Annotated in this window: 13 protein-coding genes and 2 pseudogenes; 8 read left to right on the top strand and 7 right to left on the bottom strand. The window is 66.7% G+C overall.

All coding sequences use genetic code 11. The features are described from left to right. Window positions 1-564: 564 nt before the first annotated feature. From D187_RS58750 to D187_RS14855, 6 genes and pseudogenes are all read left to right on the top strand, one after another. Window positions 565-660 (top strand): annotated as a pseudogene (locus D187_RS58750) (MerR family DNA-binding transcriptional regulator); the annotation flags it as partial. Between the two features lie 275 nt (window positions 661-935). Further along, window positions 936-1,607 carry an FG-GAP-like repeat-containing protein gene (locus D187_RS14870; RefSeq protein WP_002621700.1) on the top strand — a complete coding sequence of 224 codons (672 nt, stop codon included), beginning with the start codon at window positions 936-938 and terminating at the stop codon, window positions 1,605-1,607. Window positions 1,608-1,725: 118 nt separating this feature from the next. Continuing rightward, entirely contained in the window at window positions 1,726-2,274 is a 549-nt protein-coding gene (locus D187_RS14865) for a hypothetical protein (protein ID WP_002621699.1), read from the top strand. Between the two features lie 314 nt (window positions 2,275-2,588). Continuing rightward, window positions 2,589-3,071 (top strand): hypothetical protein, encoded by a 483-nt coding sequence (locus tag D187_RS57810; RefSeq protein ID WP_245591714.1) that lies wholly within the window; start codon window positions 2,589-2,591, stop codon window positions 3,069-3,071. 383 nt (window positions 3,072-3,454) lie between these two features. Next, a pseudogene (locus tag D187_RS59085) lies at window positions 3,455-3,526 on the top strand (hypothetical protein); the annotation flags it as partial. Window positions 3,527-3,541: 15 nt separating this feature from the next. Then, on the top strand, window positions 3,542-4,360 hold the full coding sequence (locus D187_RS14855; protein WP_306413570.1) for a tRNA nucleotidyltransferase/poly(A) polymerase-related protein: 819 nt from the start codon (window positions 3,542-3,544) through the stop codon (window positions 4,358-4,360). Here the strand turns inward: D187_RS14855 and D187_RS55140 are convergent, their stop codons facing one another. Then, window positions 4,361-5,197 carry a hypothetical protein gene (locus D187_RS55140; RefSeq protein WP_043429722.1) on the bottom strand — a complete coding sequence of 279 codons (837 nt, stop codon included), beginning with the start codon at window positions 5,195-5,197 and terminating at the stop codon, window positions 4,361-4,363. Here D187_RS55140 and D187_RS57805 point away from each other — a divergent pair. Next, window positions 5,139-6,458 (top strand): transposase, encoded by a 1,320-nt coding sequence (locus D187_RS57805; RefSeq protein WP_002621695.1) that lies wholly within the window; start codon window positions 5,139-5,141, stop codon window positions 6,456-6,458. The two genes, D187_RS55140 and D187_RS57805, sit on opposite strands and share 59 nt — an antisense overlap. Window positions 6,459-7,055: 597 nt before the next feature. Here the strand turns inward: D187_RS57805 and D187_RS14840 are convergent. The 4 genes from D187_RS14840 to D187_RS53855 form a co-directional block, all read right to left on the bottom strand. Then, entirely contained in the window at window positions 7,056-7,493 is a 438-nt protein-coding gene (locus tag D187_RS14840; protein WP_002621693.1) for a hypothetical protein, read from the bottom strand. A 38-nt stretch (window positions 7,494-7,531) separates the two neighbouring features. After that, the gene (locus D187_RS55130) at window positions 7,532-7,684 is read right to left on the bottom strand and encodes a hypothetical protein (RefSeq protein WP_002621692.1); all 153 of its coding nucleotides are present in this window, start codon (window positions 7,682-7,684) and stop codon (window positions 7,532-7,534) included. A 38-nt stretch (window positions 7,685-7,722) separates the two neighbouring features. Then, a complete protein-coding gene (locus tag D187_RS14835) occupies window positions 7,723-8,280 on the bottom strand; it encodes a dihydrofolate reductase family protein (RefSeq protein WP_002621691.1) in 558 nt (185 codons plus the stop codon). 493 nt (window positions 8,281-8,773) lie between these two features. Continuing rightward, window positions 8,774-10,042: a DNA integrity scanning protein DisA nucleotide-binding domain protein gene (locus tag D187_RS53855; protein WP_081713696.1), complete on the bottom strand. Its 1,269-nt coding sequence runs from the start codon at window positions 10,040-10,042 to the stop codon at window positions 8,774-8,776. A gap of 466 nt (window positions 10,043-10,508) precedes the next feature. Between D187_RS53855 and D187_RS52310 the strand changes: the two genes are divergently transcribed. Beyond that, on the top strand, window positions 10,509-10,646 hold the full coding sequence (locus D187_RS52310) for a hypothetical protein (protein ID WP_002621690.1): 138 nt from the start codon (window positions 10,509-10,511) through the stop codon (window positions 10,644-10,646). A gap of 393 nt (window positions 10,647-11,039) precedes the next feature. Here the strand turns inward: D187_RS52310 and D187_RS14830 are convergent, their stop codons facing one another. Further along, window positions 11,040-11,297, bottom strand: coding sequence for a hypothetical protein (locus D187_RS14830; RefSeq protein ID WP_020918040.1), 258 nt, complete (start codon window positions 11,295-11,297; stop codon window positions 11,040-11,042). An 8-nt stretch (window positions 11,298-11,305) separates the two neighbouring features. Next, window positions 11,306-12,295 carry an FAD binding domain-containing protein gene (locus D187_RS14825; protein ID WP_002621688.1) on the bottom strand — a complete coding sequence of 330 codons (990 nt, stop codon included), beginning with the start codon at window positions 12,293-12,295 and terminating at the stop codon, window positions 11,306-11,308. Window positions 12,296-12,306: the final 11 nt, after the last annotated feature.

Raw genomic sequence — 12,306 nt, 5'->3', positions numbered from 1 at the left:
CTGAGAGCGGGGCACGCAGACAAGAGGGTCCTCCAGGAACCTGGGAGGTGCTGACGACTCCACGTCGAAGTGGCCGGAGGGCAACCGGAAGAAAGCCCAGGCCCGAGGGAGATGGGCGCCCGACTCCCGCGGGAGCGAAGGACGGGTGGCGGTGGTAGCGCGCTGGCGAAGGAAACGAAGCCGGGCGTGAAGGTCGTCAGGAAGTCGGAGTGCCTCGTAGTACCGCTGAAGCAGGGGAACGCACCCGGGCGGACCCTGTGGAGGGAAGGGGGCACCGGAACATGGAACCGAGGGAGGGAAAGATGGCGGGGACACCGAGCCCTACAACCGTCTCAACGAAACTCCAACGGATAGCGACGCTGGCGAGCAGCTCATCCAGCGCAGGGTGCGAGAAGGGGTGTCACCGACTCGCAGCGAAACCATGAGCCGAGGAGCCGGATGCGGGAATTCTGCACGTCCGGATCTGTGGGGGGCCGGGGTGGGCAACTGCCCCGGTCTACCCGACAGGAACGACTCGGAGAGCGAGAGGTGTCGGAACGAGTTCTTTGACACCTTCTCTGGAAGGTGGGCGAGCTCGCCGCACGCACCGGCGTCTCCATCCGTGCCCTCCACTACTACGAGGAGATTGGCCTGTTGGCGCCCTCGCTCCGCACCGACTCGGGGCATCGGCTCTGCGCGAGCAGCTCCAGTATCCCACCCCCGAGCAACCGAGAAGAGCGGGGGCGATCCGGCGCTCGAGCGCGGCATGAAGACCATGATCGAGCAGGAGTCCACCGTCCTGGGCAAGGACACGGGACCCATGCGCGAGATGATGAACTACATCACCCGCGCGCTCATGGCATCGCGTTCTCCATGACCGCTTCTTCCCAGGCGGCCCGCTGACGCCTCGAGGGATGCCGGGGAGGATGTCACGCACCTGCCCGAAAGGCCCGCACGTGACCGACACGGACTGGGACTTCGAGGTCGCGGACTGGAATGGCGACGGCGCGCAGGACCTCTTCGCCATCAAGCACCATGGCCTGAGCAACCACACCGAGGTGCACGTGCTGGACGGAGCCACCTCGCTCTCCACCTACCTCGGGCACTACACAACGGTGTTCGGCCAGACCGACGCGAACTGGGAGTTCGACGTGGGGGATTGCAACCACGATGGCACGCCGGACCTGCTCGGCGTCCGCCGCGCGGGTGGCACCAGCGGCAACGTCGAGGTGGACATCCTGAACGGGGCCGACGACTTCAGCACCGTCCTGCAGCATTCGGTCACCGCGATCTCCCAGACGGAGACCCAGCTCGACTTCAACCTGGTGGACTGGAACCGGGACAGCACCCTGGACCTCGTGGTCACCAAGCGCAACGGCACTTCCAACTCGACCGAGGTGCACGTGCTCAGCGGCGCCACGGGCTTCAGCGAGTTCCTCCTCCATGCAGGCACCGCGCTGCACCAGGCGGATGGCACGTGGGTCTTCAAGCTGGCCCGGCGCGACGAGACCTTCCTGGAGCGCCTCCTCGACGGCGGCAACGGCTTCGACCTGGTGGGCATCAAGCGCTCGGGCACGGCGAATGGACCCCTCCCCGCGCGGAAAACAAACCGAAAAATCCCCAGGTAAGGATCTTCCCGGATCCCGTCCTTTCAACAACGCGGCGGCCAGGCCAGCCGGTGGAACGAACCACCGGTACGGGTGGCCGCCGCGGGTGCAGTGCTTTCACTCGAAAAGGACAATCCTCATGAAGAAGCAAGTGGCGTTCCTGTTGACCTCCCTGTCGTTGCTCACCTCTGCTTGCGGCGTCGAGCAGCCCGCGGACAACGAAGCCAACCAGTTGTTGGATCAGGCCTCCGCGGACGAGAGCTTCCGCGCCACGGTCTCCTGGCTGGCGAAGGCCAAGGACATCCAGGTGGACCTCGGCCAGGGCGTCGTGGAGCACAAGGAAGGCGCGACCCGCCTCACCTTCGCGCTGCCGAGCGAGGAGGTCTCCGGGCTCTCCTTCGAGGTCCGCCCGGATGGCTCGACGCGTGTGTACACCAATGAGCGCCTGAACGAGGAGCCCGAGGACCGCTCGGCGCAGGCGGCCTGCGGCCGGTACGTGAGCTCGGACTCGTGCACGACCGGGCCCTACAGCACGGGCGAGTACTGCGCCAACAACGCGCCGCTGTACGCCTACACCGACTATACGCGCGAGACCTACCAGTACGGCCGCAAGGTCTTCCACAAGCAGAGCTGGAAGAGCTGCCAGTGGACGGCGCAGTCCACCACCTGTACGAACACCTGCAGCTGATTCCCGGGCGGCGGGCTCACCGCGGCGGCATCGGCATGCGCGCCGCGGTGGTACCCGCTCGAGCAGGGCCCATGAATCCACGCACATCCCGCCTGGCACGCGTTCCGTCAGCCGGCGGGAACGAGCCCGAGCAGTGCTCCCGGCCGGTAGAGAGGCCGCGCAGCCCCTTGGGGTACACGCCGACCCTGGCCGCCCTCCCGCATGCAGGTGCGTATGAGCGTGCAGGGAGAATCCCTCCAGGAACGCCGGGCGCGAAGGTGCCCACACGATTCGTCAGGGGCGGAGCGTGCGCTTCAGTGCTAGGCCATGCCGCCATGTCCGGCGACTCACCCCTCCCCACCCCCGGCGGCTTGCCCACCCTGCACTTCCCCCCCGAGCTCCCCATCTCGAGCCGGGTGGAGGACATCACCGCGGCCATCACCGCCCATCAGGTCGTCATCGTCGCGGGGGCCACCGGCTCGGGGAAGACGACGCAGCTGCCGAAAGTCCTGCTCTCCATGGGGCGCGGCCGCCCGCTCCCCCAAGCCGGAGCGGAGGAGAGGAGCGTGACGCCCCAGGCAGCGGCCAGCACGGAGCCGATGAAGGAGAAGACGCCGCGAGGAGACTGGGCCGAGTTGCTCAGGAGGACGTTGGCGCTGGACGTGTTCGCCTGCGCCCGCTGTGGAGGCAGGCGAAAGGTGCTGGCGGACGTGAAGGGAGGGGGTGGAGTGCGAGCGATGCTGGAGCACCTGGGCCTGGCCCCGGCAGGTGCGAGGCTGGCCCCGGCGCGAGGCCCCCCCCAGAGCGCGTGGTGTTGAGGCTCGAGCGGCCCCAGCCAGGAGAGCCAATCGCCTGCCGCGCACCTCCTGGGAAGGCGGCCTGGGCCGACGTGTGTATCCCAAGGGGCTGCGCGGCTTCTCCACCCGCCTGGCGTACTGCTCGGGCGGCCCCGTCAGCGGCCCTCCTCGGCTCCTGCGCTCCAGCCCTCATCCTCTACATGGCCTCTATCCCGCCTATACGCTTGATGCAGGCCTTTACCTCAGGGGGATAAGTAAAAGGCGTCATGGCGACACATGGGCGGGGAGCGCGCGGCACCTGAGGGACTTCGAGCGGCACTGGTACACGCTCAGCGACGAGGAAACCGTGCAAACGCGACGCTGCGGTTCATCCGACGTCCCCGATGTAGAACGACTTCACCGTCAACGCGATGGCGTGGGATCCGGTGGGCCAGGACTTCGTGGATCCGTTCGGCGGACAGGAGGACCTGGAGCGGCGGCTCATCCGCTGCGTGGGCTCGGCCACGGCGCGCTTCTCCGAGGACGGCTTGCGCCCCCTGCGCGCGGTGCGCTTCGCCGCGGTGCTCGACTTCTCGCTCGATCCGGACACCCAGGCGGCGATTCGTCCCACGCTGCCCATCTTCCAGAAGGTGGCCCTGGAGCGCGTGCGGGACGAGTTCGTGAAGCTGCTCCTGTCGCGCAAGGCCGTGTTCGGGCTCGAGCTGCTCGCGGACACGGGGCTGCTCGGGGTGTTCCTGCCCGAGGTCGCCGAGGCCGAGCCCGAGGCCGCCCGCCGGGCTCGGGAGGCCGCCGCCGCCGCGCCCGCCGAGGTGGAGCTTCGGTTGGCCGCGCTGCTCGCGGACCTCGTCGAGCCCGCGCGCGCCGAGGAGATCGGCACCCGGCTCAAGTTCCCCGCCAAGGTCATCGAGCGCATCCGCCTGCTGGTGACCCACGCGGCCGTGGAGTCCCTGGTGGGCGCGCCGGATCAAGCGCTGCGCCGCCTGCTGTCCAAGGTGGGGCTCGCCCAACTGGAGGCATTGCTCTCGGTGGCCCGGGCCCGGCTCGGGGTGCGCGAGCCCGCGCGGATGCCCGGGTTCGAGGCGCTCTTCGACCGGCTGCGTGCGCTTGCCGCCACGAAGCCGCCGCTGACGGCGAAGGACCTGGCGCTCAACGGCGGAGCAATCATGTCGGCGCTCGGCGTGGGGCCCTCGCCGATGGTGGGGGAGGCGACGCGCTTCCTCGTGGAACAGGTGCTGGACGAGCCCGCGCGCAACACGCCGGAGACCCTCCGGGAGTTGCTGACGGGTTGGCGGAGTTCGCGGAGTGCTTGATCAGCTCCGCCGTGGGCGGCCCAGGCCCACGAGGAGCCCCAGGCCGCACCACGCACCGAGGATGGGACTGGCCCCCATGCCCACGAGGGGAACGGGGAAGGCCCCGAGTCCGGGCGCCAGCGCCGAGAGCGCGAGGTAGACGGCGAGGCCCATCGCCGCGGCGGGCAAGGGGCCTTTGACGGCGGCCAGGGGCGACAGGACGGCTCCCGCGAGGGTGAGCACGGCCAGCAGCGCCAGGAGCGGAGAGGTGTCCCGGGCGAGGCCGAGGATGCCCTCGACCTCGGGCACGGGCAGCAGGGGATCCGGCCGGAAGAGTGCGATCAGGGCCGCCGCCGTGGAGACCGCCACGCCCACCCACCCGAGCGCCCCTGGTGGACGTTGAGCAAGCTGGATCGCGAGGACGGCGCCCGCCAGTGCCACGGCTTGCGAGGCATCCGGCTGGAGCGCCAGGACGAGCCCGATCCCGGGCACGGTGAGCGCGAACGGGAACCGTCGGGGGGCGAGGCTCGACCAGGCGACGAGGCCCACGGGCAGGAGCAGCTCGGCGGCGTTGAGCCGCACGGGGCCCAGGCGGATCCAGCGGTGGACGCCCGAGAGCCCCCCATCGAGAAAGGTGGCCGCGATGGCGGCCGGGACCAGGAGCAGGCAGACGCGTGCCATGCGCGGCGTGGCGGTCCGAGCGAGCACGGTGGCCAGGAGCGCCCCGAGGATCCAGGCGCCGGCGTTGCGCGCCCAGAGGGCAGGGGGGACGGCGTGCGCGGCGGCCACTCCGCAGCCAATGAGGACCGCGCCGCCCGAGCAGAGGGTGAATAGGACGGCCGCGCGCCGTGACGGCATGCTCGGCAGGCTGCTTGGGGGTGGCGCGTTCGAGGGGGCATCCATGTGGGCGGGGCGCGAACCTAGCAGTCAGGCGGAGGGGGCGGCCGTGAAGAGAAGGGCACCAGGGGGTCGCACGCGGCCGGGCGGCCGTGTTCACGCCAAGGACAGGCAGGGGCTGGAGCGGCTGTGCCGCTATGGAGCACGCGGAGCGTTGGCGCTGGAGCGTTTGTCACGAGCGGAGGACGGCCGCATCGCTTATCGGATGAAGCGCCCGCTGCCGGACGGCACCACGCACCTGCTCTTCACCGGGTTGGAGTTGCTGCGTCGCCTGGCATCCCTGGTGCCTCCGCCTCGGGCAAACCTCACGAGGTTCCACGGCGTCTTCGCTCCAGGCGCGAAACTGCGGCCATTTCTGGTCCCCCAAGCAGGTGAGGAGGGGGCGAGCGAGGCACCTGAGGCAGCGCGCAGCAAGGAGCCGAAGAAGAAGAGGACGCCGCGAGTGGACCAGGCGCAACTGCTGAGGAGGACGTTCGGCGTGGACGTCTTCACCTGTGCCGGGTATGGAGGCAAGCGCCGGGTATTGGCATACCTGACGGCACCCAACGCCGTGCGCGCCATTGTGGAGCACCTGTCACTGCCCACGCGGCCTGCTTGCGCTGGCCGCAGCGCGGGGGCCACCCCAGCACACGTGGTGTTGAGCCTCGAGCCGTCACGCTGCCCAAGACGCCCACACCCCTGTGGCCGCCCCCTGGAGGAGCCCTCGGGGCCGGCGTGTGCCCCATGGGGCTGCACCGCGTCTCCTCTGGCCCGGCACACAGCCCGCATGACACCCGTCCGCAGCTCTCCTCGCCCCCTCGGCTCCAGCCCTCTCCCTCCACACGGCCCCCATTCCGCCTATACGCTACGCACGCTACGTGCCAGCATCAACTACACGGATTGGTGGGGTAATACGTATTGGGCGTACAGGAGCAGAACACCTGGGAACCGAGGACCCAACCACACTCGGAGCCATTGCCGGAAGCACTACAATCGACCTTCATCACGCTTGTTCCAGCCGACAGGCAATAGTAGCCGCCGCAACCACCATAACGAGCTGTACAAGCGCACAAGCTGCCACACGCCTCACCGAGAGCGCTCTCGACTTGAGACTCAGTCTCCATCTGGGGGTCGGTCACACCACAACCCACCAGTGAAGCCGACGCAAACAGCGCAAAGATCATCTTCTTCATATTCCCTCCAACGAACAACAGCGCGAGACGCAGCCACGGTACTGCTTTGACACAAAACACACTTTCAATCCGTGCGTCAATGAGGAGTTCCCCCCGGGCCTTGGTGTTCAAGGAATGCAGCCGCAATACGAGACGCGGCGAAAGTACGAACTCCGCTGCTTGCTTTCGGGATGCGGCGAATCGTGAGGCGTTCAAAAGGCTCGCTCCCTCCTCTCCTGCTTGGGGGAACATTGCCCCCATTCCTCTCATGCGCGCCGACCTGCTCATGCGCGTCTTCCGCCTGGACGTTCTTCGGTGCGACCAGTGCGGAGGACGGATGAAAGTCCTCGCGGCGATACTGGACCCCCGAGCGGCGGCGGCGATCCTGGAGCACGTGGGACTCGGGGGCGAGGCGCCCGTGGTGGCGCCACTGCGGGGACCGCCCGAGAGGGAAGAGGGCGTTGGGGAGTGGGTCCAGTGAACGTGAGCTGCCGGAGCAAGGGTGAGCGAAGCTCGCAGGGCACCGGTGTGCCCGGTTCGTGGAGAACGGACTCGGGTCCTTGTTTTCCCCCGGGCGCCGCGGCGTCCGGGGGGCGAGGGTCGAGGCTCATGGTCGAGTTGGTCCGGGCCCGTACCGCTCGAAGTCCGGCTGGCCCGTCGACATCCTTTCAGCTCGGAAGATGTTTCCGGTACAGGCTGACGTTCGTGGGGCGCGACCCGTCGGGAAGCTTCACCTGCTGGACGACGCGCATCATCGTGCCGCCGTCGTCGAGCTGTCGCTCGGCGAACATCAGCGCCTGGCCGCCCCTGAACGCCACCGAATCGAGGCGACGTGCGGAAGGCACCGAGACGGCGAGCGCGTCGGCCAGTTCGCCGCCCGCGAAACGAGCGGGCTCGCCGTCGGGAATGCCGGAGAAGGTGACCTGGTGGCTCGCACCAGCGGCGTCTACCCAGTCGATCGTGAAAGTCAGGCGCCCCTCGGCCTCGGAGATGACGTACCGGCCCGCGCGCGGGGGCAGCCCCTGCTCGTAGTTGCAGGATTCGGGAATCAGAACCCAGGTGCCCAGGAAGCCGGCCCAAGGGCGTTGCGAGGATGACGAACTCATGGCGCGCCTGGAGGAGTCTACCAGGCCGGGGCCGGCGGTCACCTGGCGGCGTGCCGTCCCGCGCGCAGGACGGCCGGCCGCTTCGTACCGTCGAACACGACCGACACGCCCGGGAGGGTCCGGCCGAGCTCGCGCGCGAGCGTGGTCTTGCCCGCGCCCGCCTTGCCGCAGATGAAGTGGAGCGTCGCCATCGGGGGCGTCCTCTTTCCGTGGGTCTGAACGTACTGCTCTACTTTGCATCGACCCGGCGGTGATGCAGCGCCATCGCGCCGGATGCGAGGCGCTTCGTCGAGAGGAGCTTGAGGCGCCGCGAGTGCTCGAGGCCCTGAAACAAGGTCGGGCCATGGCCGGCGAGAACCGGGTGGACGACGAAGCGATACTCATCGATGAGCCCCAGCCGCTCGAGCTCGGCCGCGAGCATGGGGCTGCCCACGAGGACGCCGCGCGGGGTCTTCTCCTTGAGCTGCGTCACGGCCTCGTGCAAATCCCCCGCGATGCGGAAGGTGTTGTTCCACGGAAAGTCGTGTCGCGAGGCCGAGACGACATACTTCGGCTTGGCATCCAGCTTCTGCGCCCACTCCCGCATCGCTCGGAGGGCCTTCTCATCGCGCGCCACCGCCGGCCAGTAGCTCTCCATCATCTCGTAGGTGGTGCGCCCCCACAGCATCGCCCCGACCGCGTCCATGAGCTGCGTGAAGTAGTCGTGCAGTTCGTCGTCCGCGATCCCCTCCCGATGGTCGTAGCACCCGTCCAAGGTCACGTTGAGCGCGAAGGTCAAGACCCCCATGGGATTCCTCCAGTCGTGATTGCAAACCGCAACCAGTTGCAACGTACTATCGGTAGACCTGTCGAGCAAGCCGGCACGGCTCCACCCAGAGTGCACCGGCATGGCTCACAGCTCGTGGGCTCCCCTCAGCGGCCTTCCTCTGCCTCTCTGCTCCCCCCGCTGCCCTCGACATTGCCCCCATTCCTCTTATGCGCCATTGGCAGTGTAGGACCATAAATCCTCGGCCACGGGTTCCTCGATCGTCGTCAACTGCGGGCGCCAGTCTTGGGAACTCATGTGCCGATGGTAGCTGCGTGCAATCATTGTGGCCAGTAATTCGGGACTGGGGAACATCCAGTCCATGGCTGCGAGGATGTCGGGGCCTGAAACGAGGCTTCGCTCGCCTCTACCACGAAGAGTATCTTCGCCAGTCCGACGGAGGCAGTGATGACTCGTGTGGAGGTGGAAGAGTTCCGTGCCCGATGCGCCGCCACTCAGCCGGGTCCCTGGTCGCCTACAAAGCCAAGGGCCAGTGAACAACCAATTCCGGGCCGTAAGCCACAAAAATGGCCGCGTCTCCGTCCTGGGAGACAATGACAGAGAGTCCTTGGTCATGTGCCTTGGCAAAGCCTGCCGCTGCTCGATGACGAGTGCCTCGCATGCTCAATAGAAATGGCTTGTCTGGGCGCCTATCGAGGCCAATGGTTTTGACTTCGACGCCGTCCATGTCTTGAGACGGAAGTTTGACGCCAAAGGCAAGGACATCCAATTGCTGATTCAGGACCACGGCCCCATCGACAGTAGTGAAGTTGGTGATTTGTTCGACCATTCGCGACACAACGCTAGCCGCGAATTGCACGTCTTCATCCGCGCGCTCTTGCCAGTTCGGCTGATTGTATCCCTCTGCTGCGTGGTAGTCGAAAGTTTTTGTGAGAACGTTGAAGTTTCTCTCGCTAACAGCCCGTTGAAACGAGAGAGCCTCATTCATGTTCCGGAGCGCCTCTCCAAACTTCAACGGCTCAGCCAATCGCATGGGGCTGTCAAAGATGCCTCTCAGATTATCGTCAGGTCCGAGCACAACGATGAGTCCGCCGTGCTTCCGCCTGACCATGCCTTTAAGTATGAACGCAAGTTCAGAGAATACGCTTGATGCATAGGCAGGCTCAGCATCATTCCCGATGACTGCTCGCTGAATGGTATTGAGTTGTTTGATGTGGTGCTTTGTGAGTTCCGTCGGGTCGTCCACGCTCGGCCAGTTCTGAAGAACACGCCCACGCCGATAACGTACAATTTCCTCGACACCACGCCTGACGGAAACGTCTCCAGGATTCAACGCAATGACTTGAATAAATTCAATGAACGCCAAGAAGCTGGGAGCCGGTGGGGTCGCGATGCCAACTATTTTGAGTTGTTGGTTGTCTGCAACTACTGCAAAGAGAGCGTCGGTTGCGCCACACGCCGAGGCATACTTGGTGATGTGGTTCACGTCGAAATCTAGAGGGGAGCAAAAACGGACGAGCGTCCACCTGCTGTTTCGAAATGAATCGAGGTCATCGATAAAGACGATGCCTACACGGCTGAAGTGACCTTCTTCCGTTGCCTGAGATGCGAAAAACATCGTTTCGATTAGTTGTTTGATTTTGACTTTGGTGGGGCTCTTGGGTTCATTCTTGAAAGATTTGCCGAAAATGGGATGCATCTTCAGGCGATGCCAGGTGGCTTCCTCGCGGCGAATGAATTCGGCTGCGACATCACTGGGATAGGCAATACGCGGTGGAGTCATTGGTTCTCAGTCTATTGCAAGTAGACGACTTGAGCCAATGGCTCACGTTGAGCGCGAAGGTCAAGACCCCCATGGGATTCCTCCAGTCGTGATTGCAAAACCGCAACCAGTTGCAACGTACTATCGGTAGACCTGTCGAGCAAGCCGGCACGGCTCCACCCAGAGTGCACCGGCATGGCTCACAGCTCGTGGGCTCCCCTCAGCGGCCTTCCTCTGCCTCTCTGCTCCCCCCGCTGCCCTCGACATTGCCCCCATTCCTCTTATGCGCTCGCCTCCAGATTTGGTCCGAATCTGGTCCGACAAGAATCGATTTGGTCCCCCAAGGCGAGCCGCGCATCCTCTTTGGGAGTAGGCTGGCCGCCCCTTGGAGGGGCCCTCGGGGCCGGCGTGTGCCCCATGGGGCTGCACCGCGTCTCCTCTGGCCCGGCACGCAACCCGCCTCGGCCCGCGCCTTGGCCTGCGCACCGTGCAGAGCCCGGTGCCGCCGCTCACCCTCACCATCAACCTGTGGTGGCACGAGCGCACCCACACCGACCCGGCGATGAGCGCCTTCCGCGACCTCACCCGGCGCGCCGGTGCCCGCGGCGGTGCCAGCGCGACTTGACCGCTCACGGCCTGGTGAGGCCCAGCACGATAAGCAAGGCCAGGAACGCCGTGATTCCGGCCAACGGCAGGCATAACCCTTGCCCCGCGATGAGCAGGGTCAGCATCCCCAGGCAGAAGAGCGTGAACCCCACGCTCCTGGCGTTCGCCGACCTTCCGCGTCCATTCCTCGGGCCGGTGGCTATCACCGAACGACGAGGCGAGCACCCGGTCCGTGGGAAGGTGAGCTAAGGCGGCGGGCAACTTCTAGTGGAGGCGGCGGGAATCGAACCCGCGCCGGGCGGTGCGAAATTCCCAGCAGAATCGCGCCCTTACCTCGCAACCGCCCGGAATGTTGGTCACGCCCTTCCCGCCCCCTCCTCAACCAAGCCTGGGCGGTGAACGGTTCCCAAGTTCACTCCAGGATTCGAGCCTCCTCCGCCGACTCGTCCGTGGGGGGACGGAAGCAGACGCGCCCCTCTCCGCAGGCATGCGGATGGACCAGGTCGTCATCGGGCCCCACGCACTCTCCCGTCGAGACGCACCAGAACGTCGCGGTCGACACGAAGCCCGTCTCCCACTCCACCGCCGCGTCGTAGCGCACGCCCGGCGTTCCCTTCGAGCGCACCCGCCTGCAGACGCGCGGGGGTTTCTGCTCGGTGTTCGAGTCCATGGGCTCCCTCAGGCCTTCGACGCGGCGACCACCGTCCTTCGGATCACCGCTTCGAGGATCGGCACCTTGTAGGCGTTCTTCGACAGGGGCGTCGCGCCGCTCACGGCCGCCTTCGCCGCCTGCCGCGCGAGTTCCTCATCGAGCTTCTTCCCCACGAGGAGCTTCTCCGCTTCCGCCGCCCGTCGGGGCGTGGGCGCGACCCAGCCCAGGGCGATGGCCGCCTGCCGGACGACCTGACCATCCATCTGGAGCACCACCGCGACGTCGCAGATCGGCCAGTCGTAGCTCTCCCGCTCGCCCTGCTTGTGGTACGCCGCCTTCGTTCCCGCGCCCGGCACCGGGATGCGCACGCGCGTCAACACCTCGTCCGGCGCGATGACCGTATCGCGTGGCCGCTTCATGTCCGGTGGCAGCAGGAAGTCGGACACGGGGACCACGCGCGTCTTGCCGCCGGGTCCGCTCAACTCGACCGACGCGCCATAGGCCACCAGGGCCGTGGCCGGGGTGGAGGCGTGCACCATCGCCGTGCGCTGGTTGTCGAAGATGGCGTGGTACTGGTTCTCTCCCGCGCGGACCCGCTCGAGTTCGTTGCCTCCCACCTGGTGGAAGTACTCGTTGCGGAAGTACCAGCAGCGGGGCCGCTGGAGCAGGTTGCCGCCCAGCGTGGCGGCATTGCGGACCTGGGGCGTCGCGGCGTGCTCCGCCGCGTCCGCGAGCGCCACGAAGCGACGGCGCACCTCGGGCTCCCGAGACACCCGGGCCAGCGTCACCAGGGCGCCGAGCTCCAGGCCCTGTTTCGCTTCGAAGCGCACCCCGTCCAGTCCCTTGATGGTCTTGAGGTTGACCACCCGGCGCGGGGACACGACGCCTGTCTTCATCAAATCCAGCAGATCCATCCCGCCGGCCTTCGCCACGACCGGCGTGCGCTCGTTGCCTTCACCCAGCAGCGACACGGCCTGCTCCACGGATTCAGCATCCACCCACTCGAAGCTCTGCATGCGTCCTCCGG

The organism is Cystobacter fuscus DSM 2262 (genome assembly GCF_000335475.2).
Lineage (GTDB): Bacteria > Myxococcota > Myxococcia > Myxococcales > Myxococcaceae > Cystobacter > Cystobacter fuscus.
The sequence above is the reverse complement of the archived record's forward strand: the minus strand, read 5'-3'. Positions and strand labels throughout refer to the sequence as shown.